This is a genomic window from Bradyrhizobium sp. WSM2793 (genome assembly GCF_000379585.1).
GTDB lineage: Bacteria > Pseudomonadota > Alphaproteobacteria > Rhizobiales > Xanthobacteraceae > Bradyrhizobium.
On record NZ_KB902769.1, the window covers coordinates 343,856 to 368,241 of the forward strand.

At 65.0% G+C, this 24,386-nt stretch carries 23 protein-coding genes; 15 read left to right on the top strand and 8 right to left on the bottom strand.

Annotated features, from left to right (window positions below):
- Positions 1–109 precede the first annotated feature (109 nt).
- Complete coding sequence (locus tag A3AS_RS48145) at positions 110–730, top strand: hypothetical protein (protein WP_018316459.1); 621 nt, start codon at positions 110–112, stop codon at positions 728–730.
- Between the two features lie 138 nt (positions 731–868).
- On the opposite strand, the gene A3AS_RS0104795 is transcribed toward A3AS_RS48145, so the two are convergent.
- Positions 869–1,081 (bottom strand): hypothetical protein, encoded by a 213-nt coding sequence (locus A3AS_RS0104795; protein WP_018316460.1) that lies wholly within the window; start codon positions 1,079–1,081, stop codon positions 869–871.
- A 16-nt stretch (positions 1,082–1,097) separates the two neighbouring features.
- A complete protein-coding gene (locus A3AS_RS0104800; RefSeq protein WP_018316461.1) occupies positions 1,098–2,105 on the bottom strand; it encodes a 2-dehydropantoate 2-reductase in 1,008 nt (335 codons plus the stop codon).
- A gap of 162 nt (positions 2,106–2,267) precedes the next feature.
- Between A3AS_RS0104800 and A3AS_RS0104805 the strand changes: the two genes are divergently transcribed.
- Together A3AS_RS0104805 and A3AS_RS0104810 are read left to right on the top strand one after the other, a co-directional pair.
- Positions 2,268–2,849 carry a YidB family protein gene (locus A3AS_RS0104805; RefSeq protein ID WP_020508623.1) on the top strand — a complete coding sequence of 194 codons (582 nt, stop codon included), beginning with the start codon at positions 2,268–2,270 and terminating at the stop codon, positions 2,847–2,849.
- 42 nt (positions 2,850–2,891) lie between these two features.
- On the top strand, positions 2,892–3,164 hold the full coding sequence (locus A3AS_RS0104810) for a GlsB/YeaQ/YmgE family stress response membrane protein (RefSeq protein WP_018316463.1): 273 nt from the start codon (positions 2,892–2,894) through the stop codon (positions 3,162–3,164).
- Between the two features lie 223 nt (positions 3,165–3,387).
- On the opposite strand, the gene A3AS_RS0104815 is transcribed toward A3AS_RS0104810, so the two are convergent.
- Positions 3,388–4,173: an SDR family NAD(P)-dependent oxidoreductase gene (locus A3AS_RS0104815; protein WP_018316464.1), complete on the bottom strand. Its 786-nt coding sequence runs from the start codon at positions 4,171–4,173 to the stop codon at positions 3,388–3,390.
- A 260-nt stretch (positions 4,174–4,433) separates the two neighbouring features.
- On the opposite strand from A3AS_RS0104815, the gene A3AS_RS0104820 reads away from it, so the two are divergent.
- The 3 genes from A3AS_RS0104820 to A3AS_RS0104830 are packed head-to-tail and all read left to right on the top strand — an operon-like array spanning position 4,434 to position 7,504.
- Positions 4,434–5,498, top strand: a complete 1,065-nt coding sequence (locus tag A3AS_RS0104820) for an acyl-CoA dehydrogenase family protein (RefSeq protein ID WP_018316465.1) — start codon at positions 4,434–4,436, stop codon at positions 5,496–5,498.
- Between the two features lie 16 nt (positions 5,499–5,514).
- Complete coding sequence (locus tag A3AS_RS0104825; RefSeq protein ID WP_018316466.1) at positions 5,515–6,675, top strand: acyl-CoA dehydrogenase family protein; 1,161 nt, start codon at positions 5,515–5,517, stop codon at positions 6,673–6,675.
- Between the two features lie 16 nt (positions 6,676–6,691).
- A complete protein-coding gene (locus tag A3AS_RS0104830) occupies positions 6,692–7,504 on the top strand; it encodes an enoyl-CoA hydratase/isomerase family protein (protein ID WP_018316467.1) in 813 nt (270 codons plus the stop codon).
- 185 nt (positions 7,505–7,689) lie between these two features.
- On the opposite strand, the gene A3AS_RS0104835 is transcribed toward A3AS_RS0104830, so the two are convergent.
- The 4 genes from A3AS_RS0104835 to A3AS_RS0104850 form a co-directional block, all read right to left on the bottom strand.
- On the bottom strand, positions 7,690–9,804 hold the full coding sequence (locus A3AS_RS0104835) for an acetate--CoA ligase family protein (protein ID WP_018316468.1): 2,115 nt from the start codon (positions 9,802–9,804) through the stop codon (positions 7,690–7,692).
- Positions 9,805–9,970: 166 nt separating this feature from the next.
- Entirely contained in the window at positions 9,971–10,717 is a 747-nt protein-coding gene (locus A3AS_RS0104840; protein WP_026201677.1) for a hypothetical protein, read from the bottom strand.
- A gap of 2 nt (positions 10,718–10,719) precedes the next feature.
- Positions 10,720–11,511, bottom strand: coding sequence for an enoyl-CoA hydratase (locus A3AS_RS0104845; RefSeq protein WP_018316470.1), 792 nt, complete (start codon positions 11,509–11,511; stop codon positions 10,720–10,722).
- 137 nt (positions 11,512–11,648) lie between these two features.
- Positions 11,649–12,857 carry an ABC transporter substrate-binding protein gene (locus A3AS_RS0104850; RefSeq protein ID WP_018316471.1) on the bottom strand — a complete coding sequence of 403 codons (1,209 nt, stop codon included), beginning with the start codon at positions 12,855–12,857 and terminating at the stop codon, positions 11,649–11,651.
- Between the two features lie 309 nt (positions 12,858–13,166).
- Between A3AS_RS0104850 and A3AS_RS0104860 the strand changes: the two genes are divergently transcribed.
- Together A3AS_RS0104860 and A3AS_RS0104865 are read left to right on the top strand one after the other, a co-directional pair.
- On the top strand, positions 13,167–14,015 hold the full coding sequence (locus tag A3AS_RS0104860) for a thermonuclease family protein (RefSeq protein WP_018316473.1): 849 nt from the start codon (positions 13,167–13,169) through the stop codon (positions 14,013–14,015).
- 131 nt (positions 14,016–14,146) lie between these two features.
- Positions 14,147–15,538, top strand: a complete 1,392-nt coding sequence (locus tag A3AS_RS0104865) for a M48 family metalloprotease (protein WP_244550774.1) — start codon at positions 14,147–14,149, stop codon at positions 15,536–15,538.
- A 351-nt stretch (positions 15,539–15,889) separates the two neighbouring features.
- On the opposite strand, the gene A3AS_RS0104870 is transcribed toward A3AS_RS0104865, so the two are convergent.
- Positions 15,890–17,218: an MFS transporter gene (locus A3AS_RS0104870; RefSeq protein WP_018316475.1), complete on the bottom strand. Its 1,329-nt coding sequence runs from the start codon at positions 17,216–17,218 to the stop codon at positions 15,890–15,892.
- 180 nt (positions 17,219–17,398) lie between these two features.
- Here A3AS_RS0104870 and cyoA point away from each other — a divergent pair, with 180 nt between their 5' ends.
- The 7 genes from cyoA to A3AS_RS0104905 are packed head-to-tail and all read left to right on the top strand — an operon-like array spanning position 17,399 to position 24,322.
- Positions 17,399–18,559: a ubiquinol oxidase subunit II gene (gene cyoA / locus A3AS_RS0104875; protein ID WP_018316476.1), complete on the top strand. Its 1,161-nt coding sequence runs from the start codon at positions 17,399–17,401 to the stop codon at positions 18,557–18,559.
- Positions 18,560–18,571: 12 nt separating this feature from the next.
- Positions 18,572–20,569: a cytochrome o ubiquinol oxidase subunit I gene (cyoB, locus tag A3AS_RS0104880; protein WP_018316477.1), complete on the top strand. Its 1,998-nt coding sequence runs from the start codon at positions 18,572–18,574 to the stop codon at positions 20,567–20,569.
- Positions 20,570–21,199, top strand: coding sequence for a cytochrome o ubiquinol oxidase subunit III (gene cyoC, locus A3AS_RS0104885; protein ID WP_018316478.1), 630 nt, complete (start codon positions 20,570–20,572; stop codon positions 21,197–21,199).
- Entirely contained in the window at positions 21,196–21,576 is a 381-nt protein-coding gene (cyoD, locus tag A3AS_RS0104890; protein WP_018316479.1) for a cytochrome o ubiquinol oxidase subunit IV, read from the top strand. The genes cyoC and cyoD overlap by 4 nt, the downstream gene beginning before the upstream one ends.
- Complete coding sequence (locus A3AS_RS0104895) at positions 21,573–22,424, top strand: SURF1 family protein (protein WP_018316480.1); 852 nt, start codon at positions 21,573–21,575, stop codon at positions 22,422–22,424. Before cyoD ends, A3AS_RS0104895 begins: the two co-directional genes overlap by 4 nt.
- Positions 22,396–23,799: an ATP-binding protein gene (locus A3AS_RS0104900; RefSeq protein WP_026201678.1), complete on the top strand. Its 1,404-nt coding sequence runs from the start codon at positions 22,396–22,398 to the stop codon at positions 23,797–23,799. Before A3AS_RS0104895 ends, A3AS_RS0104900 begins: the two co-directional genes overlap by 29 nt.
- Positions 23,789–24,322, top strand: coding sequence for a response regulator transcription factor (locus A3AS_RS0104905; RefSeq protein WP_018316482.1), 534 nt, complete (start codon positions 23,789–23,791; stop codon positions 24,320–24,322). The genes A3AS_RS0104900 and A3AS_RS0104905 overlap by 11 nt, the downstream gene beginning before the upstream one ends.
- Positions 24,323–24,386: the final 64 nt, after the last annotated feature.

Genomic DNA, 24,386 nt, shown 5'->3' on the forward strand with positions numbered 1-24,386 from the left:
TCCCAGCCATGAAATTCCCGGGTTCCATGGGTGACAAGCCGGCGATAAAGAGGCAAAAATCTGGCTCGACTCAGTTCGGGTTGAGTTTTGCAAGGAATGCTCTCGTAGAATGTCGTCCGTGATAGCATTGCGTCGTGCGGCGCTGGTTCTTGTTGCCGCGGCAGGATTTTTCCTGCTGACGCACGCGCATGCCCAGGCGCAATGGTGGAAACGCGCGCCGGTCGATTTCGAGGAATGCGCCGACGCCGCCGAGAAGGCCGCGACCAAGTCCGAGAAGACATCCGCGCTTGCCGATTGCAACGCCAAGTTCGCCGGCCGCCGCAAGGCAGGCGGGGGTTATTCCTATTACGACTTCCTGCAGGATCGCACCTTCGACATCGCCGGCCCCAATCCGACGCCGGAGGAGCAGAAGAAGATCGACGCAGCTTACACCGCCTATCTCGCCAAAGAGCGCGGCAGCAACGAAGCGGCCGAGGCCGCCGCCCGTCAACAGCGCGAGCAGCAGGAACTGCAGGCGCGGCAACTCCAGCAGGTCGCGCTGCGAACCGACGTCGCGCGCGTGCCCGTCCCGGTCGAGCGGCCAAAGGTGCAGCAGACCGTCGGTCAGCGCCCGAAGGGCGCGTGCACCAAAGGCTCATTCTCCTGCGAATGGCCGCGGCTGTCGGAGAGCTTGAACGATTTGAAAAAGCTGTTCAATCCGACCCCGAGCAAGCCGGCGAAGAAGGGGTAAGCTCCTCGCACTGACTTGTAGGGTGGGCAAAGGCGCGCAAGCGCCGTGCCCACCACCCTGGCAAGACAAAGAAGCAAGACAAAGAAGTTGGTGGGCACGCTCCGCTTTGCCCACCCTACGACAGCGAGGTGTGGAACGTCAGTTCGGTTGCTTCTTCTTGCCGCGCTTCGATTTGACCGTTGGCGCATCCACCGGCGCAGTCGTCGGCGAGCTGCCCAACTGCGACCTGCTCTCCTGCAACCGCCTATCATAGCCGGGCGAGTTCACGACCGTCGGCGGTCTCGCAAGAGCGAGCGTCGATGCGCCGCAAAGCGCGGCAAGCGCGAGCCCGATCATCAAGCTACGTTTCATCGGTCCCTCCTTGCACTCAAACCACCGCGCGAATCTGCTGCGGCGTCAGCCGCGGCGGACCGTTGCCGGCGGCTTCGGCCTCCTTGATCAGCGCAACAATACGGCGCATCAGCGGCACCTCGACATGGTTTTGCTCGGCGAGCGCGATGACGGCACCCTGGAGATAGTCGATCTCGGTCTTGCGTCCCTGTTTCAAATCCTGCCACATCGAGGAGCGCGCCTCGGGATCGATCTTCATGGTCCGTCCCAGGATCGCATTGAAGATCATGTCGGGCAGCCGCAGCAAGGCCGGCGTCCAGTTCATCGGGATCGGCGTCGCCGAGAGCGGCGCGATGCCGGCGGCCTTCAGCGCGGCCAGCCCTTCGGCCATCTGGTCGGCGAACAGCCTGCGCCAGTCGCGGTTTGCCAGTTGCGCGGCGAGCGGCATGTCGGACAATGCGCTGAGCGCGTTGTTCAGATTGATGATCAGCTTGCCCCATTGCACGCCGGTGATGTCGCGGCTCGCGCGCATGGCGAGGCCGGATACCGACAATGCCGCGGCCGTGTTCCCAGCGTCCTCTCCGACATGGATGTCGCCGGAGGTCGAGCGGTGGAAACGGCCCTCGCCCATCGCGATCACATTGAACGGCACCATGCCCGCAAGCACGCGGCGCCCACCGAGACGCTCGCGCAGCACCGCGATATTGCCGATGCCGTTCTGCAGCGAAACGATGACGGCATCCTCAGGCGCATGCTGCGCGATCTGATCCGCGACATCGGCGGTGTCGGCGCTCTTCACCGTGACCAGCACGATGCCGGCGCTGTGGACGATCGCGGGGTCCTCGGACAGCGCGAGCTGCCCTGCGCCGAGCTTCGTCTCCGAGCCGTCGAAATCCGTCAATCGCAGGCCGAACCGCTCGATCTCGGTCTTCACCCGCGGCCGCACCAGCAGCGCGACACGGCGGCCACTGGCGGCCAGCATGCCGCCGACGAAACAGCCGATGGCGCCTGCGCCGGCCACCACGATCGGTCGATCCGTCATCACCTCGCCTTGCTCCCTGAACGATCGCCCCTCGATAGCAGAGGCGAGGCCGGCTGCCCATCGCTGCGCAGCCGCCTTGTAACCGTCATGAGAGCCCCATATGTTTTCGGCCCGGGGGCAGTCAGCGGCGAGCGCTCGCCGAACGACACGCCAAAGGAGAGCACCATGGGTCTACTCGACGTCCTCAACGGCATGCAGAACGGCCCGCGCGGCCCCTCTACACCCAGCTCCGAGAAATCCTCCGGCGGCATGTCGCCGATGACCATGGCGCTGCTCGGCCTGCTTGCCTGGAAGGCGTTCAAGCACATGACGGCAAACCAGTCCGGTACGGCGCCGCAGCCGTCGCCGACGCCGGCCCCTCCGCCGGTGAACGCGAACACCGCGGACAGCGGCGGTCTTGGCGGTCTCGGAGGCCTGCTCAAAGGCGGCCTCGGCGGCCTGCTTGCAGGCGGCGCGGCCGGCACCGTGCTCAGCGGCGGCCTCGGCGATCTCCTCAATCAGCTTCAGCAGGGCGGCCACGGCGACGCTGCGAACTCCTGGGTCGGCAAGGGTCAGAACAAGCCGATCGCGCCGGGCGATCTTGCGAGCGCACTCGGCGCCGACCAGATCGACAGCCTGTCCGCCCAAAGCGGCCTGTCGCGCGACGAGTTGCTCAACGGCCTCAGCCAGTATCTGCCACAGGTGGTCGACCATTTGACCCCGGACGGACGGCTGCCGACCGAGAACGAGATCTCGGGCAGACTTTAATCGGACGTTGATCGACGCGCTTTCGGGAAGGGGAGCACACTCATGAGCATGGGCGGCCTGTTGTGGATCATCGTCGTCGGCTTCGTCGCCGGCCTCATCGCGCGCTGGCTGGCGCCGGGACCGAACAACCCGAGCGGCTTCATCCTCACCACCATCCTCGGCATCGCCGGCGCGTTTCTCGCGACCTTCATCGGCCAGGCGATCGGCCATTACAGCCCAGACCAGGGCGCCGGCTTTATCATGGCCACACTCGGCGCGGTGGTGGTGCTGTTCATCTGGCACCGGCTGGTCGCGAGCGGTGTGATCAAGGGGTAGTCACTGTCGCGTTGTGGCGCGACCTATCACCCAACTCGGTGTCGTCCCGGACAAGCGCGCCCTAAGCGCGCGCCGATCCGGGGCCCATAACCACAGGGAGTGGTTTGGCCAAGACACGGAGTGACCGGAGTCGCGCCAAACTTCTCCCTGTGGTTATGGATCCCCGCGCCCCGTGCGCAATTGCGCACTAGGCGGGGATGACAGCGGAGATTGGAACGCGATCTCACGTAATCAGATGCATCCCCGCATCCATGCGCACGACCTCGCCGGTCATGTTGCTGGAGGCCGGCATCGCGAGGAAGCAGACGAGCTGCGCGATGTCCTCGGCTGATGATGCGACCCTGAGCGGCACCTTCGCCACCACGCTGTCCCGCACCTGCTTGGCGCCGGCTTCGCCGCGGCCCTTGGTGAACCAGGGCGTGTCGATATAGCCGGGGCAGACCGTGTTGACGCGGATCAGCGGCGCCAGCGCGCGCGACAGCGACAGCGTCATGGTGTTGAGCGCGCCCTTGCTCGCGGCGTAGGCGATCGACGAGCCGACGCCGCTGATGCCGGCGACCGAGGACACGTTGACCACGGCGGAGGGCCGCTCCGAGGCCTTTGCACCGGCTTCGAGCAGGCTGCGCGCGGCACGCACCATCTGGAACGGGCCGATGGTGTTGACGCCATACACGCGCTGGAAATCCTCAGCCGACAATCCGTCGAGATCGGCATGGGCGACATGCTTGGTGGTGCCGGCATTGTTGACGAGGATGTCGAGCCGGCCCCAGGCGCTGGCCGCCGCAACGATCTTGCGGCAATCGTCGTCCTTTGAAACGTCGCCCTGCGCAACCAGGACTTCCGGAGAGCCCGCCTTGCGGCAGACGTCCGCGGTGGCCTCGGCTTCTTTCTGGCTAGAGGAATAGTTGATGACGAGCCGCGCCCCGCTTCGCGCGAGGATTTCCGCGGTTGCTGCGCCAAGTCCGGAGGCGGACCCCGTCACGATTGCGCACAGACTGTCTTTGGCCATCCGGATTTCCTTCCCCTGGTTCTAATGCAAGCCTTAGGTCGCTGGCCTTGTTTAGCGAGTTTGCGGCGCCCTGCAAATCGAGCAAACTCCGCTAAGCGGAATTAGCCTCCTATTGGTCCTTGCCCCATGCCCGCGCCGCAGGTTGACCTGCGATCAACGCTTGTCAGGGCCATGGCTTTTTCGGATCATCGGGCGCAAGAAGACCTGCGCGGTTCGCTCCACCAGGCGGGCCGCGCCAACGGCAAAACACGGGGAACGCTGTGGCGGAGAGTGACAACATCGTCGTCGAGACTGCGGAGAAGATCTTCGCCGATCTCGCCGATCCGCAAACCATCAACAACGACAAGAAGGATGCCTGGCAGGCGCCGCTGTGGCGGGCGCTGAGCGAAGCCGGCCTGCCATTGTCCTGGGTGCCCGACGATCTCGGCGGCTCCGGCGCGAGCCTTGCCGACGGCTTTGCGCTTCTGAACGCCGCCGGCCGTTTCGCCGTCGCGGTTCCGCTGGCCGAGACCATGTTGGCGGGCTGGCTGCTGGCGCAAGCGAAGATCGCATCGCCCGAGGGCGAGATGACGGTGGTGCCGGCCTCGCCGAAGGACCGCATCACCCTCGATGCCGATGGCGCGCTTTCCGGCCGCGCCCGCGGCGTGCCCTTTGCGAAAGCAGCCAAGCATTTTGCGGTGCTGGCGCACGGCAAGGATGGCGTCTCGATCGCGCTGGTCGATGCCGGCAAGGTCCGGATCGAGTCCGGCCTCAATGTCGGCTACGACCACAGCGACACCGTGACGCTCGACAAGGTCCAGCCCGTCACGCGCAAGGCCGCGCCGAAGGGCTTTGACCAGACCACGATGATGCTGATGGGTGGCGTTGCCCGCAGCCTGCAGATCGCCGGCGCGCTGGAATCGATGCTCGACATCTCCGTGCGCTATTCCAACGAGCGCGTCGCCTTCGAGAAGAAGATCTCGAAATTCCAGGCCGTGCAGCACAATCTCGCCCGCCTCGCCGGCGAATCCGCCGCGGCTCTTGCGGCTGCGACCTCGGCCGCCGACGCCATCGCGAATGCGACGCGTTTCGACGACGAGGTCTATCTCGAAGCCGCCTCGGCAAAGATCCGCTGCGCGGAAGCCGCGGAAAAGGGCGGCGCCATCGCACATCAGGTGCATGGCGCGATCGGCTTCACCCTCGAGCACATCCTGCACCGCTATTCGCTGCGAGCGCTGGCCTGGCGCGACGATTTCGGCTCGGAGAGCCACTGGGCCGTCGAGCTCGGCAAGCTGGTCGCAAACCTCGGCGCCGACGAATTGTGGCCGCTCGTGGCGTCGCGCTGATCAGGGAGAGAAACACATGACCGCTGCCCTCCGTTTCGATCCGATCCGCCTGCCCGAGAAGTGCGAGCAATTGCGTAAGGAAGTGCGCGCTTTCCTCGCCGAAGAAATCGCCGCCGGCACCTTCGATCCGCACAAGCCCAATCGCGAGGACACCGACGCGCCGGAATTTTCCCGCCGGGTCGGCGCCAAGGGCTGGCTGGGGATGACCTGGCCGAAAAAATATGGCGGCCAGGAGCGCTCCTTCCTCGAACGCTACGTGGTGACCGAGGAGATGCGCGTTGCGAATGCGCCGACGCGGCGCTTCTTCGTGGCCGACCGCCAGAGCGGACCGGTGCTGCTGAAATACGCGCCTGAACATATCAAGATGGACATCCTGCCGCGGATCTGTCGCGGCGAGATCTGCTTTGCGATCGGCATGAGCGAGCCGAATTCCGGCTCCGACCTGTTCGCGGCAAAGACGCGCGCGACCAAGACCGACGGCGGCTATCTGATCAACGGCACCAAGATCTGGACCTCGTCGGCCCACATCGCCGACTACATGATCGCGATCTTCCGGACGTCACAGCCGACCAAGGAAAACCGCCGCCACGGCCTGACGCAATTCCTGGTCAAGATGAAGCAGCCGGGCATCAAGGTGAACCCGATCGGCCAGATCACCGGCCAGTACGAGTTCAACGAGGTCGTCTTCACCGACTTCTTCGTGCCTGACGATCACGTGCTCGGCGAGGTCGACGGCGCCTGGAAGCAGGCGACGAGCGAACTCGCCTATGAGCGTTCGGGCCCCGAGCGTTTCCTCGAAACCTATTACGTGCTGACCGAGCTGGTCCGCGCAGTCGGCCCCAACCCCGACACGCGCAGCGCCGAAGGCATCGGGCGCCTGGTGGCGCAGCTCCATACCATGCGGCGCATGTCGGTCTCGGTCGCCGGCATGCTGCAGGCCGGCAAGGAGCCTGTGGTCGAGGCCTCCATCGTCAAGGATATCGGCACGGTGTGGGAGCAGCAGCTTCCGCATCGCGTCCGCGACCTTGCTGCTTTCGTCGAGGAGACCGCGACCAACCGCGAGACCTTGGAGCGACAGCTCGACTTCGCCATCAAGACCGCACCGAAACTCACCATCCAGGGCGGCACCACCGAGGTGCTGCGTGGCATCATCGCCCGCGGATTGGGCCTGCGCTAATCATTCGAGGATCATCATGACCACCTACAAAGACATCGGCGTCGAGAAAGTCGGACATGTCGGCACCATCGAGATCCGCCGCCCGCCGCTGAACTTCTTCGACATCTCGCTGATCAACCAGATCGCGGATGCGCTCGACGAATTCGACCGCGACATCGAGATCCGCAGCTCGGTGCTCTTGGCGCAGGGCAAGGCGTTCTGCGCCGGCGCGAACTTTGGTGATCCGGCGCGGCAGGCGCAGGAGGCGCGCGAGGCCGAGAAGAAGGGCGACCCCGCCGACAATCTCGGGCCGATCAACCATCTCTACATCCAGGCCGTGCGCATCTTCCGCGCCAAGAAGCCGATCGTCGCCGCCGTGCAGGGCGCCGCCATCGGCGGCGGATTGGGTCTCGCGGTGTCGGCGGACTTCCGCGTCACCTGCCCCGAAGCGCGCTTTTCAGCCAACTTCACCAAGCTTGGCTTCCATCCCGGCTTCGGCCTGACGACGACTCTTCCTGAGCTGATCGGCAAGAACAACGCCGAGCTGATGTTCTACACCAGCCGCCGCGTCACCGGCGAAGAAGCCGTGAAGTGGGGCCTCGCCAACGAGCTGGTGCCACAGGACCAGGTCAAGGCGGCTGCGATGAAGCTCGCCGGCGAGATCGCCGAATGCTCGCCGCTCGGCCTACTCTCCACCCGCGCCACGATGCGCAATGGCCTCGCCGACCGCGTCATGGCCGCGACCAACCACGAGCTCGCCGAGCAGACCCGGCTGCGCGCGACGGAGGATTTCAAGGAAGGCGTGAAGGCCACGGAGGAACGCCGGGCGGCGAATTTCAAGGGGCGATAGTCGACGTATCGCGCCGGCGCTTCGGCAATTTCTCCTGTCGTCCCCGCGAAAGCGGGGACCCATAACCACAGGAAGAAGCTATGGGGCGCATACCGTCACCACGAGTCTTCGCCAAACTCCTCCCTGTAGTTATGGGTCCCGGGTTCGCTTCGCGCCCCGGGACGACCGTGGTGTTTGTGGCCTCGCTACTTCCTCCCCACCACCAGCGCATCGACGATCGTCACGCCCTGCCCCTCGGTGTGCACCAGGACCGGATTGAGCTCGATCTCGGCGATCTCCATTGCATGCCGCGCGGCGAGCACTGAAACGTCGGCGATCAACCGCGACAAAGCCGCAACGTCCGCCTTCACCGCTCCACGAAACCCATTGAGGAGCGGCGCAGCTTTCAAGCCCGCCAGCATCGCACCCGCCTCCTCCGCACCCACCGGCGCCGGGCGGTAGACGACGTCGCGGAACAGCTCGGTGGTGATGCCGCCGAGACCCACCATCACCATGGGACCGAACGTCTCGTCGGTCATCGTGCCGACGATGATCTCGACGCCCTTCTTCGCCATCGGGCCGACCAGCACGCCTTGGATATCCGCCTCCGGCCGGTGCCGGCGCGCATTGTCCAGCAGCGCCTCGAATGCCAGAAACACCTCGCCTTTGGTGGTGATGTTGACGCGCACGCCGCCAACTTCGCTCTTATGGGCGATATCAGGCGACTGAATCTTCATGGCCAGCGGAAAGCCGACGCGGGTGACGGCTTCGTCGAGCTCGCTCTTGTCTCTCACCAGCACCTCATCCGGCAACGCAATGCCGGCGGTGCGGAGCAACGACTTGCTGTCGGCCTCGGACAGAACCGGCGATTTCAGATGCGCAGAAAGATCGCGCGCCGGCAGCCGCGCTGTGTCCGCAGGTAGCGGCAGCTTGAAACTGGCGTAGTCGACCAGCCGACGCATCGCGACGCCGACATGGGTGAGGCCCGAGAGCACCACCACGCCGGATTTGGCGAGCTCACGGCGGGCGAAGTCGGACGGCACCGTGTAGGAATAGAACACCACCGGCTTGCGTTGCGCCGACAGCACCGGCGTCAGCTCCTCCTCCTTGAAGGGCTTGCGCACCTCGCTCGACAGCGACAGCACCACCAGAATTGCATCGACCTCGTCCGAGGCAGTGAGCACATCGACGCTCTTCTGCAAGCCGCCAGAGGTGACGCCTTGCGCGGTGACGTCGATCGGGTTGCGCGCCGTGCCATAGGACGGCATCAACTGCTTGATCCCCGCCTGGACCTTTTCTGACAGCTCCGGCACCTGCAAGCCTTGCAGCGCCACCGCATCGGCGCCCCAGATGCCGGCACCGCCCGAAACGGTGACGACGGCAACGCGATCACCCTTCGGCAGCGGATTGCTGGCAAGCACCGCCGCGATCGTCAGCGCTTCGTCCAGATCGTTGGAGACGATGAAGCCGTATTTCGCGAACACCGCGTCATAGGCCGCCGACCAGCCGGCCATGCTCGCGGTATGCGAGGCAGCCGCGCGCTGGCCTGCGCCGGAGCGGCCGACTTTTGTCACGATCACCGGCTTTTTCATCTCCGCAGCGCGCCGGGCGGCGACGAGAAATTTGTCGACGTCGCGGATGCCCTCGATGAACAGCAGGATCACGTCGGTCGAGGAATCCTGCACCATGTAATCCAGGAACTCGCCGGCGCCGAGATCGGATTCATTGCCGGTGCTGACGACATAGCTGACGGCGATTCCGAGGGCCCGCGCGCGATGATAATAGGCGAAGCCGATGCCGCCGCTCTGCGCGACGATGCCGATCCGTTTTTTGCTGGCAACGAGCGGCACCACGCCTGGCTTGACATCGACGGCCGGACTGAATGTCGCCGCCACGCGCTGCACCTGGCTGAAGAAGCCCTCGGCGTTCGGCCCGGATATCCGCATGCCGGCGCGCTTCGCCAGCGCCGCGATCGCGTCCTGCATCGCCGCGCTGTCGCCGCCCTCCTCGGCAAAGCCGGAGGAGATGATCACGGCGTTCCTGACGCCGGCGGCAGCGCATTGCTCGAGCGCGGGAAACACGGCGCGGGCCGGGATGATGATGACGGCAAGGTCGATCGGCGCGCCGATCTCGCCAATCGATTTGTAGCAGGCGAGCCCGTAGATATCGGCGTAGTTCGGGTTCACCGGGTAGATCTTCCCGGGATATTCGTTCTTGCGCAGCATCGACAACAGCCGCCCCGGGATCTTCTCGTGGTCGCGCGAGGCGCCGATCAGCGCGATGCTGGCGGGCGCGAAGAAGCTGTCGAGCGGATGCGGCATAGGACGAGTCCTTCCTATTGTTGGCTGCACCGCATCTCTCACCGTCATCCTGAGGCGCCGGAGCGCAGCGGAAGCCTCGAAGGATGAACGGCCCCACCGTGGCCGTCGCCCTTCGAGGCTCGCCGAAGAGGCGAGCACCTCAGGGTGACGGATAACGGTCGAGGGATCAACTGACGCGGAACGTCACCCCGCCCAGCAAGAACTCATTGTCCGCCACCGCAAGCCCCCTCGCCTTCGCGGCATGCAGCACGCTCGCCCGATCCGCCACCCGAAACTCCAGCGCGCTCATGATCTCGCTGGCGCCTTTCACGAAGCGAAAGGTCGCGTTGGGGAGCCTCAACTCGGCACCTTCAGCCGCAACGCCGATGATCCTCCCCCAATGCTCCGCCAGCCCCTTCGGATCCGGGCTCTGCATCTCCACGCCGGTCAGCGCCTGCGTCACGTCCTTGCGGATGAATTTCTGCCAGTCCGGTCCGGCCGGCGGATATGGCCCCAAAATATCATCGCTGCCTTCGGTGTGGTTGAACTCGATGAAGGCAGCACGGCAGTCGCGGGGGTGAAGCTGGACGCCGTGATAGGGCGCATGGTCGATCACGTTGGCGGTGCGCACGCCAAGCGCATTGGCGTTGCGACCGCGCTCGTCAGGATCATTGCAGCAGAAGATCGCCATATAGCCGCCGCGGCCGCCGGTCTTCTCGATGAAGCGGCCGGCCGTGGTACCGCCCTTGAAGGGTGCCACCACCTCCAACATGATCGTGTCGACCGGAAGCAGCGCATTCTCCAGGCCGTATTTTGCGACATTGCCGTCGCGGTAGCACACGGCGAGGCCCATGATCTCCGCGATGTCGGAGATCACGGGCGCGAGCTGCGGCGCGACCAGGCAGATCTGCCGCAACCGCATATAGGGCGCCATGGTCATGCGCCCCTGAAGGTCGGCTTGCGCTTCTCGACGAAGGCCTTTGCGGCCTCCTTGTGATCCTCGGTGTCGCCGCAGCGGGTGTGATGGATCGCCTCGCCGTCGAAGCAGTCCTCCAGCGGCAGATGCTCGGCATTGTTGATGTTGCGCTTGATGAAGCCGAGCGCGATCGACGGCCCTTGCGCCAGCGACAGTGCCAGCTCGTGGGCGGCGGCATCGATCTCGGCGTCGGGCACGACCTTGGTCACCATGCCGATTGCATGCGCTTCCTTGGCCGTGAGCACCGGCGACATCAGATAGAGCTCGCGCGCCCGCGCGCTGCCGAGCAGCTGGGTGAGAAAATAGGTGCCGCCGTAATCGCCGGAGAAGCCGACCTTGGCGAAGGCTGTCGTGATCTTGCAGGATTCCGAGGCGATGCGCAGGTCGCAGGACAGCGCCATCGACAGGCCGGCGCCAGCCGCGGCGCCGTCGAGCTGCGCCACCACGGGCTTCGGCATCTGGTGCAGGATGCGCGAGACCTCCATGCCGCGGCGCAGATTCGCAAGTTTCTGCTCGAACGGCAGCGGCGCGCGGCCCGCGGCCATCGACTTGACGTCGCCGCCGACGCAGAACGATCCGCCGGCCCCCTTGAACAGCACCGCGCGCACCTCTGGATCGTCAGCGGCGCGCCGCGCGGCCTCGACCAGCCCGGCCACCATCTCGGGGTTGAGCGCGTTCTTCCGCTCCGGACGGTTCATGGTGATGGTGAGCAGCCCGCCTTCGAGCTTTTGCAGGACCATGTCGTTGCTCATAGGGCGTCTCCCTTGTTGTTTTGCTCCGTCGTTCCGGGGCGCGCGAAGCGCGAACCCGGAATCCATTTGTCGACAATCACTGCGGCCCGATGGATCCCAGGTTCGCGCTTACGCGCGCCCCGGGATGACGCTTCGCGTCACTTCTTCACCAGCGGGCAGCGTGACTGCTCCAGCGACTGGAACGCTTCGCTGCCGGGCACGGTGGCGAGCAGCTTGTAGTCGTCCCAGCGGCCCTTCGACTCCGACGGCTTCTTCACCTCGAACAGGTACATGTCGTGGATCATACGGCCGTCCTCGCGGATCTTGCCACCCTTGGCGAAGAAGTCGTTGATCGGCGTCTCCTTCATCACCTTCATGACAGTCGCTGCATCGGTCGTGCCGGCCGCCTTCACCGCCTTCAGGTAGTGCGTGACGGAGGAGTAGACGCCGGCCTGCGCCGAGGTCGGCGGCCGCTTCACGCGCTCCTGAAAGCGCTTGGAGAAGGCGCGCGTCTCGTCGTTCATGTCCCAATAGAAGGCTTCCGCCAGCAGCAACCCCTGCGCGGTCTCCAGGCCGATCGAATCGATATCGGTGACGAAGACGAGCAGCGGCGAGACTTTCTGACCGCCCTTCATGATCCCGAACTCCGCCGCCTGCTTGATGGCGTTGACGGTGTCGCCGCCGGCGTTCGCAAGCCCGATCACCTTGGCTTTCGAAGCCTGCGCCTGAAGCAGGAACGACGAGAAATCCGACGTGTTGAGCGGATGGCGCACGCTGCCGAGCACCTTGCCGCCGGTCTTGGTGACGACGGCACTGGTGTCCTTCTCCAGATCCTGGCCGAAGGCGTAATCGGCGGTGAGGAAGTACCAGCTGTCGAGGCCGGACTTCACGGCCGCAAGGCCGGTCACGTTGGCCTGGCCGTAGGTGTCGAACACGTAGTGGATGGTATAGGGACCGCAGGCCTCGTTGGTGAGACGGATTGAACCCGGACCGTTGAAGATGATGATCTTGTTGCGCGCTTTCGCGATCTCGCCTGCCGCAAGCGCGGTCGCGGAGGCCGCGACGTCGTAGATCATCTCGACGCCCTGGTTGTCGAGCATGTCGCGGGCGATGTTGGCGGAGAGATCGGCCTTGTTTTGATGATCGGCCGCCAGCACCTGGATCTTGCGCCCCAGCACCTCGCCGCCGAAATCCTCCACCGCCATCTTGGCTGCGGTCTCGCTGCCGGGTCCGGTGATGTCGGCATAGAGGCTCGACATGTCGAGGATGCCGCCGATCTTGAGAGGTGGCTTGTCCTGGGCCTGCGCGGCGGCGCTCGCACTGAGGGCAAACGCGGCGGCAAAAATGCCCGACAAAATTGTCTTCATGGAAAACGATCTCCCTTATCGCGCCGTACTCTGATGGCGGCTTGGTTATTGCTCTTGGCGAAAGCTGTTGCCGCAATCATGCCGCATGCGCAAGAGCGCAGCAAGCGCGAGAGCGCCATGCGAGTCTTGCGGTGGCGGCATGTTTTCCGCAAAGCGGAATGGTGAGATGCGGAAACATGTTTCCACGTCATTGCGAGCGTGTGAGATGACATCAAAGCCCGCACTCGCTGCCGTAGGGTGGGCAAAGGCGCGCTCTTCGCGCCGTGCCCACGGCCTGCGCGATCGGCAAAGACGTGGGCACGCTTCGCTTTGCCCACCCTACGAGAGCCTTCGCGGTTCGCCACGTTTGCGTTACAACTCGAACACAACGCAACCTCTCCGGGTCACGTGACGCGACTGTTTCACCTCATCGTCGCATTCCTTCTCCTCGCGAGTCGCACCGCGCTCGCGACGCCGTGCCAGTTCGAGTCGCAAGGCGAAGGCCGCGTCGCCGCGATCGTCGATGCGCGCAGCGTTCGTCTCGACGATGGCCGCGAGATCCGCCTCGCAGGCATCGAGACGACGGCGACGACGAAGCAGGCGCTGGCCTCGCTGCTCGCGAGCCGCGACGTGACACTCCGCGGCAACGACGACACGCCCGACCGCTACGGCCGCCAGGGCGCGCTGGTCTTCATCGGCGAGAGCGACACCTCGGTGCAGGCCATGCTGCTCGCCCAGGGCGACGCCCTGGTGTCGGCCGAAATCACGGACAAGGACTGCGCGGCGGCCCTGATGACGTCGGAGGCCGAGGCGCGGCGCCAAAAAAAGGGCAGTTGGGCTGACCCGTCGGCCATAAAAAACGCGGAAAGTCCGGACGATATTTTGGCGGGGATCGGGCGCTTTATGGTGGTCGAGGGCAAAGTCCTGTCGGTCCGGCAAGCTGGGGCAATGACCTACCTCAACTTCGGACGGAACTGGACACGTGGCTTTGCCGTGACTATTTCAAAGCGCACGCTACCGGCGTTCGAAAATGCCGGGATCACCCTTAAGTCATTGGAAAGTAAGCGTATCCGAGTCCGAGGCTGGGTCGAGGGAAGTACGGGGCCGCGCATCGATGTGCGTCTCTTGGGACAGGTTGAATTGCTGGGCGCAAACGAGCCTACTGGGGTAAGGCCTTAACGGCCGGGCACGGGTTAATCGAAGTGAATGGGGTGCTAGAACGGCACGGACTGGGCGATTGCCGCCGCCTGCGGGCTGCGCCGGCCGCGCTTTGCCTTGCGCTGGGCGGGCTTCTCGCCGGCTGCGGCGACATGGGCCGGTTCCAGGCTGCCGCGACCCCGCCGACCGTTGCGATGCCCAAGCCGAAGCCGGCCGTCGCGCAGACCCCCGCCACCGAGAAGGAGCACGAGCGCATCCTGGCGAGCTATGGCGGCACCTATGACGATCCCAGGCTCGAATCGCTCGTCAGTAAGACCGTCGACCGGCTGGTCGCAGCGTCCGACCGTCCCGACCAGGGCTACAAGGTCACCATCCTCAATTCCGGCGCGGTGAACGCCTTCGCGCTGCCGAACGGCCAGCTCTATGTCACCCGCGGACTTCTCGCGCTCGCCAGCGACACCTCGGAATTGTCCTCCGTGCTCAGCCACGAGATGGCGCACGTGCTGTCCAAGCATGCCGCGATGCGCGAGGACCAGGCGCGCCAGGCCGCGATCGTCACCCGCGTCGTCACCGACATGAGCAACGACCCCGATCTCACCGCGCTCGCGCTGGCCAAGACCAAGCTCACCATGGCGAGCTTTTCGCGCAAGCAGGAGTTCGAGGCCGACGGCATTGGCGTCGGCATTTCCGCCAAGGCGCATTTCGACCCCTATGGTGCGGCGCGCTTCCTCTCCGCGATGGAGCGCAATGCCGAGCTGAAGGCCGGCAAGAGCTCGCTCGATCCGCGCGCGCAGGATTTCACCTCGTCGCATCCGGCGACCCCGGAGCGCGTGCAGAACGCGCAGACCATCGCGCGGCAATACACGGCGCCTGAAGGCGCCGAGCGCGACCGCGAGAGCTATCTCGCTGCGATCGACAACCTCGTCTACGGCGAAGACCCCAGCGAAGGTTTCGTCCGCGGCCGCCGCTTCCTGCATCCGAAGCTGGGCTTCACCTTCCAGGCGCCGGACAATTTCACGCTCGACAACACCGCGCAGGCGGTGATCGGCGTGCGCGAGGGCGGCGCACAGGCGATGCGTTTCGACGTGGTGCGCGTGCCGGCCGAGCAGTCGCTCGGCGACTACCTCAATTCCGGCTGGATGGAGGGCGTCGAGAAGGCGTCCACCGAGGACATCACCATCAACGGTTTCCCGGCTGCGTCCGCCACCGCCAAAGGCGACCAGTGGCAGTTCAAGGTCTACGCGCTGCGCTTCGGCAGCGACGTCTACCGCTTCATCTTCGCGGCACGGCAGAAGTCGACCGAGAGCGAGCGCAACGCGCGCGAGACCGTCAATTCATTCCGCCGCCTGACGCTCGACGAGATTCAGGCCGCGCGCCCGCTCCGCATCAAGGTCATCACCGTGCAGCCCGGCGACACCGTGGAATCGCTCTCCCACCGCATGGCCGGCGTCGACCATCCCGCCGAACGCTTCCGCGTGCTGAACGGCCTCGATCGCACCGCGCAGGTGAAGGTGCGCGATCGCGTGAAGATCGTGGCGGATTGACGTGCGCTAAGCGCATGTCATGCCGGGGCGCGCTTGAGCAGCGAACCCGGGATCCGGAGGTACAAGCAACGCTGCCGTAGGGTGGCAAAGCGTAGCGTGCCCACGATTTCTCTCAATCGGAGACGGATGGTGGGCACGGCGCGATGCGCCTTTGCCCACCCAACGAAACTAATCGTGTGGTGAAAGCATCGGCACAACGCCGCCGACCCTCGAACGCCTGGCGCAGGTCCGGTAGGGTGGGCAAAGCGCAAGCGTGCCCACGCATCTTTGGCGATCGAGAGAGATGGTGGGCACGGCGCAAGGGCGCCTTTGCCCACCCTACGATAGCTGTGATGTGGCGGCCGCTCGAGCCTAACGCCCCGTATCCATATCGCCCTTCTCGCGCTGGCCGCTGAGCCAGAGCGCCAGCAGGGTCCAGAACGCACCGGACAACAGATACGCACCCGAGGCGATGACGCCGAGATTGGTCGCGAGCAGCAATGCGACCAGCGGCGCGAAGCCGGCACCGAACAGCCAGGCCATGTCCGAGGTCAGCGCGGACGCCGTGTATCGGTACGCCTGCTTGAAGTTCGAGGCGATCGCGCCCGAGGACTGGCCGAACGACAGGCCGAGCAGGATGAAGCCGATCACCATATAGATGGTCTCGCCGAACGCGCCGGCATCGAGCAACTGCGGGGCAAAGCCGCTATAGATCGCGATCGCGATCGCCGATCCCATCAGCAGCGACTTGCGGCCGACGCGGTCGGCGATGATGCCGGACATCACGATCGCGCCAACGCCGAACACGGCGGCGACGATCTCGATGATCAGGAAGCGTACCGGGCTTTCGCGGGTGAACAGGAACACCCAGGACAGCGGAAACACCGTAACCATGTGGAACAGCGCAAAGCTCGCCAGCGGCGCGAACGCTCCCAGCATGATGTTCTGGCCTTCGCTCGCGACGGTGTCGGAGATGCGCGCGGGCTGCAACTCGCGGGTCTCGAACAGCGAGGCATATTCCTCCGTCGTCACCATGCGCAGGCGCGCGAACAGCGCCACGACGTTGATGGCGAAGGCGACGAAGAACGGATAGCGCCAGCCCCAGTCGAAGAAATCGTCGGCCGAGAGATTGCCGGCGAAATAGGCGAACAGCGCGCTCGCCACGATCAGCCCGAGCGGAGCGCCGAGCTGCGGCACCATCGCGTACCAGCCGCGCTTGGAGGGCGGCGCGTTCAGCGCCAGCAGCGAAGCCATGCCGTCCCAGGCACCGCCCCAGGCCAGACCCTGCGCGATGCGCGCCAGCGCCAGCAGCCAGATCGCGGCAACGCCGATGTCGTGATAGCCGGGCAGGAACGCCAGCGCGACCGTGGCGGTGCCGAGCAGGAACAGCGCCGAGATCAGCTTGGCAGTCTTGCCGTAGGCACGGTCGACCGTCATGAAAATGACGGTGCCGATCGGCCGGGCCATGAAGGCCAGCGCGAAGATCATGAAGGAATAGAGGGTGCCGGTCAGCTCGCTCGCGAACGGGAACACCAGGCGCGGGAACACGATCACCGAGGCGATCGCGAAGACGAAGAAGTCGAAGAATTCCGAGGTGCGGCCGATGATGACGCCGATGGCGATCTCGCCGGGACTGGCCTGGTCGTGGCCGTGCTCGCCCGTGTGGAGGTCTGCCATTGCGGGGGTCTGTGCCGTCGCCATTCGTGCGCCCTTAACGTCCTGAAAACCAAAGCCGACCGCCCGGCGGGCGCCGGGCAATCTGGCCCTCTCTGACCCAACATTCCGCACTGCAACATTGGACAAATTGTCCAATGTCCGGATTGTTGCGCCGCAGCTACCCGTTGGCCCCGCAAAAGAAACTCATTCTCAAAGGCTCGGCCCGTGTCTCGTCTCAAGATCCTGGCGCTACTACCTCTGGCTGCTGCGCTCAGCGGCTGCGACTACGTCGTGCTGGCGCCAGCCGGCGATATCGCTGCCCAGCAGCGCGACCTCGTCATCATCTCCACCGTCCTGATGCTCCTGATCGTCGTCCCCGTGATGGCGCTGACGGTGCTGTTCGCCTGGCGCTATCGCCAGTCCAACACGGCCGCTCGCTACGAGCCGGAATGGGACCACTCGACCAAGCTCGAGCTGGTGATCTGGTCGGCGCCGCTGCTGATCATCGTCTGCCTGGGCGCACTGACCTGGATGGGCACGCATCTGCTCGACCCCTATCGCACGCTCGGCCGCATCCATGCCGACCGCGCCGTGGACCAGTCCAAGGCCCCGCTCGAGGTCGACGTCGTCGCGCTCGACTGGAAGTGGCTCTTTATTTATCCGGATTACGGCATCGCCACCGTCAACGAGCTCGCAGCACCGGTCGACCGTCCGATCAACTTCCGCATCACCGCATCCTCGGTGATGAACTCGTTCTACATCCCCGCGCTTGCCGGCCAGATCTACGCGATGCCGGGCATGGAGACGAAGCTCCACGCGGTGGTGAACCACGCCGGCACGTATAAGGGCTTCTCGGCGAACTACAGCGGCGCCGGCTTCTCCGGCATGCACTTCAACTTTAGGGGACTCGACGACAAGGGCTTTGACGCCTGGATCGCCAGCGCCAAGTCCGCCGGCGGCTCGCTCGGCCGCGCCGAATATCTCCAGCTCGAAAAGCCCAGCCAGAACGAGCCGGTGCGCCGCTACGGCACGATCGACTCCGATCTCTACCGCCTGATCCTCAACATGTGCGTCGAGACCGGCAAGATGTGCCAGAGCGAAATGATGGCGATCGACGCCAAGGGCGGCAACGGTCATCAGGGCCTGAACAACACCCTGCCGCTCACTTACGACAAATACGCTCGCCGCGGCACCCCGCTCGGGCCGGAGCCGAGCTTCGTCGCCGGCACCTGCACGCCCGATGCGCCGCAGGGCAAGACCACGGCGTCGATCACGGCTCCCGTCGACACCGCGCCGCTGCTCGGCGCCGGCCTGAAGCGGCCGAGCTTCGCGCCGCTCAAGTCCTCGTCCTTCTTCCTCGGACTGCGTCCGAAGTCAGACTCCTAAAGAGATCCCCGCATGTCTCCTGATCTTCTCAAGCTCATCTTCGGCCGGCTCGGCTTCGAATCGTTGCCGCTGCACGAGCCGATCGTCGTCGGCACTTTCGCGGTGGTCGCGCTCGGCGGCGCCGCACTGCTCGGCGGCCTCACCTATTTCCGCCTCTGGGGTTATCTCTGGCGCGAATGGTTCACCACCGTGGACCACAAGCGCATCGGCATCATGTACATGATCCTCGGCATCGTGATGCTGCTGCGCGGCTTTGCCGACGCGCTGATGATGCGCGGCCAGCAGATGCTCGCCTTTGGCGGCTCCGAAGGCTATCTCAACGCCCATCACTACGATCAGGTCTTCACCGCCCACGGCGTGATCATGATCTTCTTCGTGGCGATGCCGCTGGTGACCGGCCTAATGAACTACGTCGTGCCGCTCCAGATCGGCGCGCGCGACGTGTCGTTCCCGTTCCTGAACAATTTCAGCTTCTGGATGACGGTCGGCGGCGCAGTGCTGGTGATGGCTTCGCTGTTCATCGGCGAATTCGCCCGCACCGGCTGGCTGGCTTATCCGCCGCTGTCGAACATCGGCTACAGCCCCGATGTCGGCGTCGACTATTACATCTGGGCGCTGCAGGTCGCGGGCGTCGGCACGACGTTGTCAGGCATCAACCTGATCTGCACCATCGTCAAGCTGCGGTGTCCCGGCATGACCATGATGAAGATGCCGGTCTTCACCTGGACTTCGTTCTGCACCAACGTCCTGATCGTCGCCTCCTTCCCCGTCCTGACCGTCGTGCTCGCGCTGCTCTCGCTCGACCGCTACGTCGGCACCAATTTCTTCACGAACGATTTCGGCGGCAGCCCGATGATGTACGTGAACCTGATCTGGATCTGGGGTCATCCCGAAGTCTACATCCTGGTTCTCCCGGCGTTCGGCATCTTCTCGGAGGTGACCTCGACCTTCTCCGGCAAGCGGCTGTTCGGCTACACCTCGATGGTCTACGCCACGGTCGTCATCACCATCCTGTCGTACCTGGTCTGGCTGCATCACTTCTTCACGATGGGCTCGGGCGCCAGCGTCAACTCGTTCTTCGGCATCACCACGATGATCATCTCGATCCCGACGGGCGCGAAGATGTTCAACTGGCTGTTCACGATGTATCGCGGCCGTATCCGCTACGAGCTGCCGATGATGTGGACGATCGCCTTCATGCTGACCTTCGTGATCGGCGGCATGACCGGCGTGCTGCTGGCGGTGCCGCCGGCCGACTTCGTGCTGCACAACAGCCTGTTCCTGATCGCGCACTTCCACAACGTGATCATCGGCGGCGTGGTGTTCGGCGCCTTCGCCGGCATCTCCTACTGGTTCCCGAAAGCATTCGGCTTCAAGCTCGATCCATTCTGGGGCAAGATGTCGTTCTGGTTCTGGGTCACCGGCTTCTACCTCGCCTTCATGCCGCTCTACGTGCTCGGCCTGATGGGCGTGACCCGCCGCCTGCGCGTGTTCGACGATCCGTCCTTGCAGATCTGGTTCGTGATCGCCGCGGTCGGGGCGTTCCTCGTCCTGCTCGGCATCCTCTCGATGCTGATGCAGTTCGCGGTCAGCTTCCTCAGGCGCGAGCAGCTCAAGGACGTCACCGGCGATCCCTGGGACGCGCGCACGCTGGAATGGGCGACCTCCTCGCCCCCGCCGGACTACAACTTCGCCTTCACCCCCGTCGTTCACGACAATGACGCGTGGTGGGACATGAAGAAGCGCGGCTACCAGCGTCCGCTCACCGGGTTCAGGCCGATCCACATGCCCAGCAGCACCGGCACCGGCATCATCCTTGCCGGCCTCGCCACCGCGATGGGATTCGGCCTGATCTGGTACATCTGGTGGCTCGCCGCCGTGAGCTTCGCCGCGCTGCTCGTCGTCGGCATCGGCCACACCTTCAACTATCACCGCGACTTCGACATTCCGGCTGAAGACGTCATCCGGACCGAGGACGCGCGCACCAAACTGCTCGCCGGAGCCAAGTAAATGACTGTCGCTGTCAATCCCGCCCAGACCGGCGAGCCGGTCTTCTATCTCGCCGACGAGCACCCGCATCCGGAAGGCTGGAGCACCTCGCTCGGCTTCTGGATCTACCTGATGAGCGACTGTCTCATCTTCGCGATCCTGTTCGCCACCTTCGGCGTGCTCGGCGGCAACTACGCCGCAGGCCCCGCACCGAAGGACCTGTTCGACCTGAACCTGGTCGCGGTGAACACCTCGATGCTGCTGCTGTCGTCGATCACGTATGGCTTTGCCATGCTGACGATGCAGCAGAACAAGGTCGCGCAGACGCAAATCTGGCTGGCGATCACCGGCCTGTTCGGCCTCGCCTTCATCGGCATCGAGCTCACCGAGTTCGCTCACATGATCCATGAAGGCGCCACGCCCCAGCGCAGCGCCTTCCTGTCGGCGTTCTTCACCCTGGTCGGCACCCACGGCCTGCACGTTTCCTGCGGCCTGATCTGGCTGGTGACGCTGATGGTGCAGGTCCAGAAGTTCGGCCTGATCGAAGCCAACCGCCGCCGCCTGATGTGCCTGTCGATGTTCTGGCACTTCCTCGACGTGGTCTGGATCGGCGTCTTCACCTTCGTCTATCTCCTGGGAGTTCTGCGATGAGCACCGATACCCACGCAGCCGGCGCGCACGACCATCACCACGCCGACGACCACGCCCACAGCACGTTCTCGGGCTACATGCTCGGCTTCGTGCTCTCGGTCGTGCTGACCGCGATCCCGTTCTGGCTGGTGATGAGCGGCGTGCTGCCGAGCAAGCAGATCACCGCGCTTGTCATCATGGCCTTCGCGGTCGTGCAGATCGTCGTGCACATGATCTACTTCCTGCACATGAACACGACGTCCGAGAACGGCTGGAGCATGATGGCGCTGATCTTCACCATCGTGATGGTGGTGATCGCGCTGTCGGGTTCGCTGTGGGTGATGAGCCACCTCAACAGCAACATGATGCCGATCCACCAGATGAGCGGAATGAAGTGAGCGAAGTCAGGACCGTGACCAGCAAGACGAGCGGGGCGCGCAGCGAGGCTGTGCGGTCCCCGTCCCTGTGGCTCACGGTCCTCTCGCTGACGGCCTTTGTTCTTCTGATCGCACTCGGCATCTGGCAGATCGAGCGCCGCACCTGGAAGCTGGCGCTGATCGACCGTGTCGAGCAGCGCGTCCATGCCCCGGCCCAGCCGATCCCCTCGCCCGATTCATGGCCTGCGGTTTCCAGGGCAAATGACGAATACAGGCATGTCAGCCTCACCGGCCGCTTCCTGCATGACCGCGAGACGCTGGTCCAGGCGGTCACCGAGGAAGGCCCGGGCTATTGGGTGCTGACACCGCTCCAGCGCAACGACGGCACACAGGTCCTGGTCAACCGCGGCTTCGTGCCGTCCGAGCGGCGCGACGCATCGACGCGCCGGGACGGCAATCCGGACGGCCAGGTGGAGATCACCGGCTTGCTCCGCATGACAGAGCCGAAAGGCGGATTTCTCCGGAACAACGTGCCCCAGCACAACCGCTGGTATTCGCGGGATGTCGCCGCGATTGCGACGGCCCGCGGTCTGTACGATGTCGCGCCGTTCTTCGTCGATGCCGATGCCGGATCACAATCCGGCAGCGGTCCAATCGGCGGATTGACCGTGGTCAGCTTTCCCAATAACCACCTGATCTACGCGCTGACGTGGTTCGCCCTGGCTTTCATGCTGGCGGGTAAACTCTTCGTCACATTCGGCGGCGGGCTGTTCCGCCGCAAACGCTTCGTCCACGAAAAGGCAGGCGGCTCCGATGCCGTCGCCCGCAGGACGGGATCAGATGCTGGAACGATCGTCGAGCCGACCTGACGACGGGAAGACGCTTTCCCACACACTTGCGCATGGCGGGCTGGCCGTCACGCTGCAATCGCAGGCGGACGCGCGCAGCGAGCTGATCGGCACGAGTCCGACCGACGACGAGACCAACCGCAAGAACATGGCGCTGCTGATCCAGCTGCGCTGGACCGCGGTAGTCGGCCAGATCGTGACGATCGGCGGTGTGCATCTTGGGCTCGGCATTCCCCTGCCGCTGGAGCGGATGGGCGCGGTGATCGGCGCGCTGGTGCTGCTCAACGTCTCCAGCCTGGTCTGGGTGCGCCATCGCGCCGCGATCACCAACAACGAGCTGTTGGTCGCCTTGATGCTGGACGTCGCCGCGCTGACCGCGCAGCTCTACCTCTCTGGCGGCGCGACCAATCCCTTCACCTCGCTGTTCCTGCTCCAGGTGACGCTCGGCGCGGTGCTGCTCGATGCCCGCTCGACCTGGTCGCTGGTCGCGCTGACCTGCGCGAGTTTTGTCTGGCTGACGCTGGCATACCGCCCGCTGGACTTGCCGCCGAATCCGCTGAGCGAGACCTATACGCTCACGGTCGCCGGCATGCTGCTGGGCTTCGTTCTCAACGCCGTGCTACTGGTCGTGTTCGTCACCCGCATCAACAGGAATTTGCGCGAGCGCGACGCGAATCTGGCCGCGCTGCGCCAGCATGCCGCCGAGCAGGATCACATCGTCCGCATGGGCCTGCTCGCCTCCGGCGCGGCCCATGAGCTCGGCACGCCGCTCGCCTCGCTCTCGGTGATCCTCAGCGATTGGCGCCGCATGCCGGATCTTGCCGCCGATCAGGAGCTCGCCGAGGACCTCGCGGAGATGGAAACCTCGCTGCAGCGCTGCAAGTCGATCGTGACAGGCATCCTGGTCTCGGCCGGCGAAGCGCGCGGCGAAGGCTCATCGCCGACGACGGTGACGGCCTTCGTCACCGCCCTGGTCGACGAGTGGCGCGACGCGCGCTCGGCGCGGACGCTCTACTTCGTCAATACGTTCGGAGCGGACGTCGCCATCGTCTCCGACATCGCGCTGAAGCAGGTCATCTTCAACGTGCTCGACAACGCCTATGAAGTCTCGCGGGAATGGGTCGAGCTCGTCGCCGAGCGCGAGGGCGACAACCTCGTGCTGTCGATCAGCGATCGCGGCCCGGGCTTTGCGCCGGAGATGCTGGCGCAGCTCGGAAAACCCTATCACTCGAGCAAGGGCCGCGCCGGCGGCGGGCTCGGGCTGTTCCTGGTGGTGAACGTCGTGCGCAAGCTCGGAGGCACCGTGACCGCCGAGAACCACAGGAAGCGCGGCGCCACCGTCCGCCTCACGCTGCCGCTCGCAACGCTCGCGATCGGAGGGAATTTTGACGCCTGACCGTTCGCTCATCGTCGTCGAGGACGATGCCGGCTTTGCACGCACGCTGAAGCGCTCGTTCGAGCGCCGCGGCTATGATGTCGTGCTCGCCGCCTCGATCGAGGACGTGCGGAACGTGCTGGAGGAACGCTCCTTCGGCCACGCCGTCGTCGACCTCAAGCTCGGCGGCGCCTCCGGCCTTGCCTGCGTCGAGCTGCTGCACACGCACGACCCTGACATGCTGATCGTGGTGCTGACCGGCTTTGCCAGCATCTCGACCGCCGTGGAGGCGATCAAGCTGGGCGCCTGCCACTATCTCGCAAAGCCCTCGAACACCGACGACATCGAAGCCGCCTTCAACAAGGCCGAAGGCAACGCCGAGGTCGCGCTCGATGCACGGCCGACCTCGATCAAGACGCTGGAATGGGAGCGCATCCACCAGACCCTGATCGAGACGGATTTCAATATCTCGGAGGCGGCACGAAGGCTCGGCATGCACCGGCGCACGCTGGCAAGAAAGCTCGAGAAGCGGCCGGTGAAGTAGGCCGCCACGCGTCGTTTGACGAAGACTCTCTCCTCTCGTGGTCCCGGCGAACGCCGAGACCCCT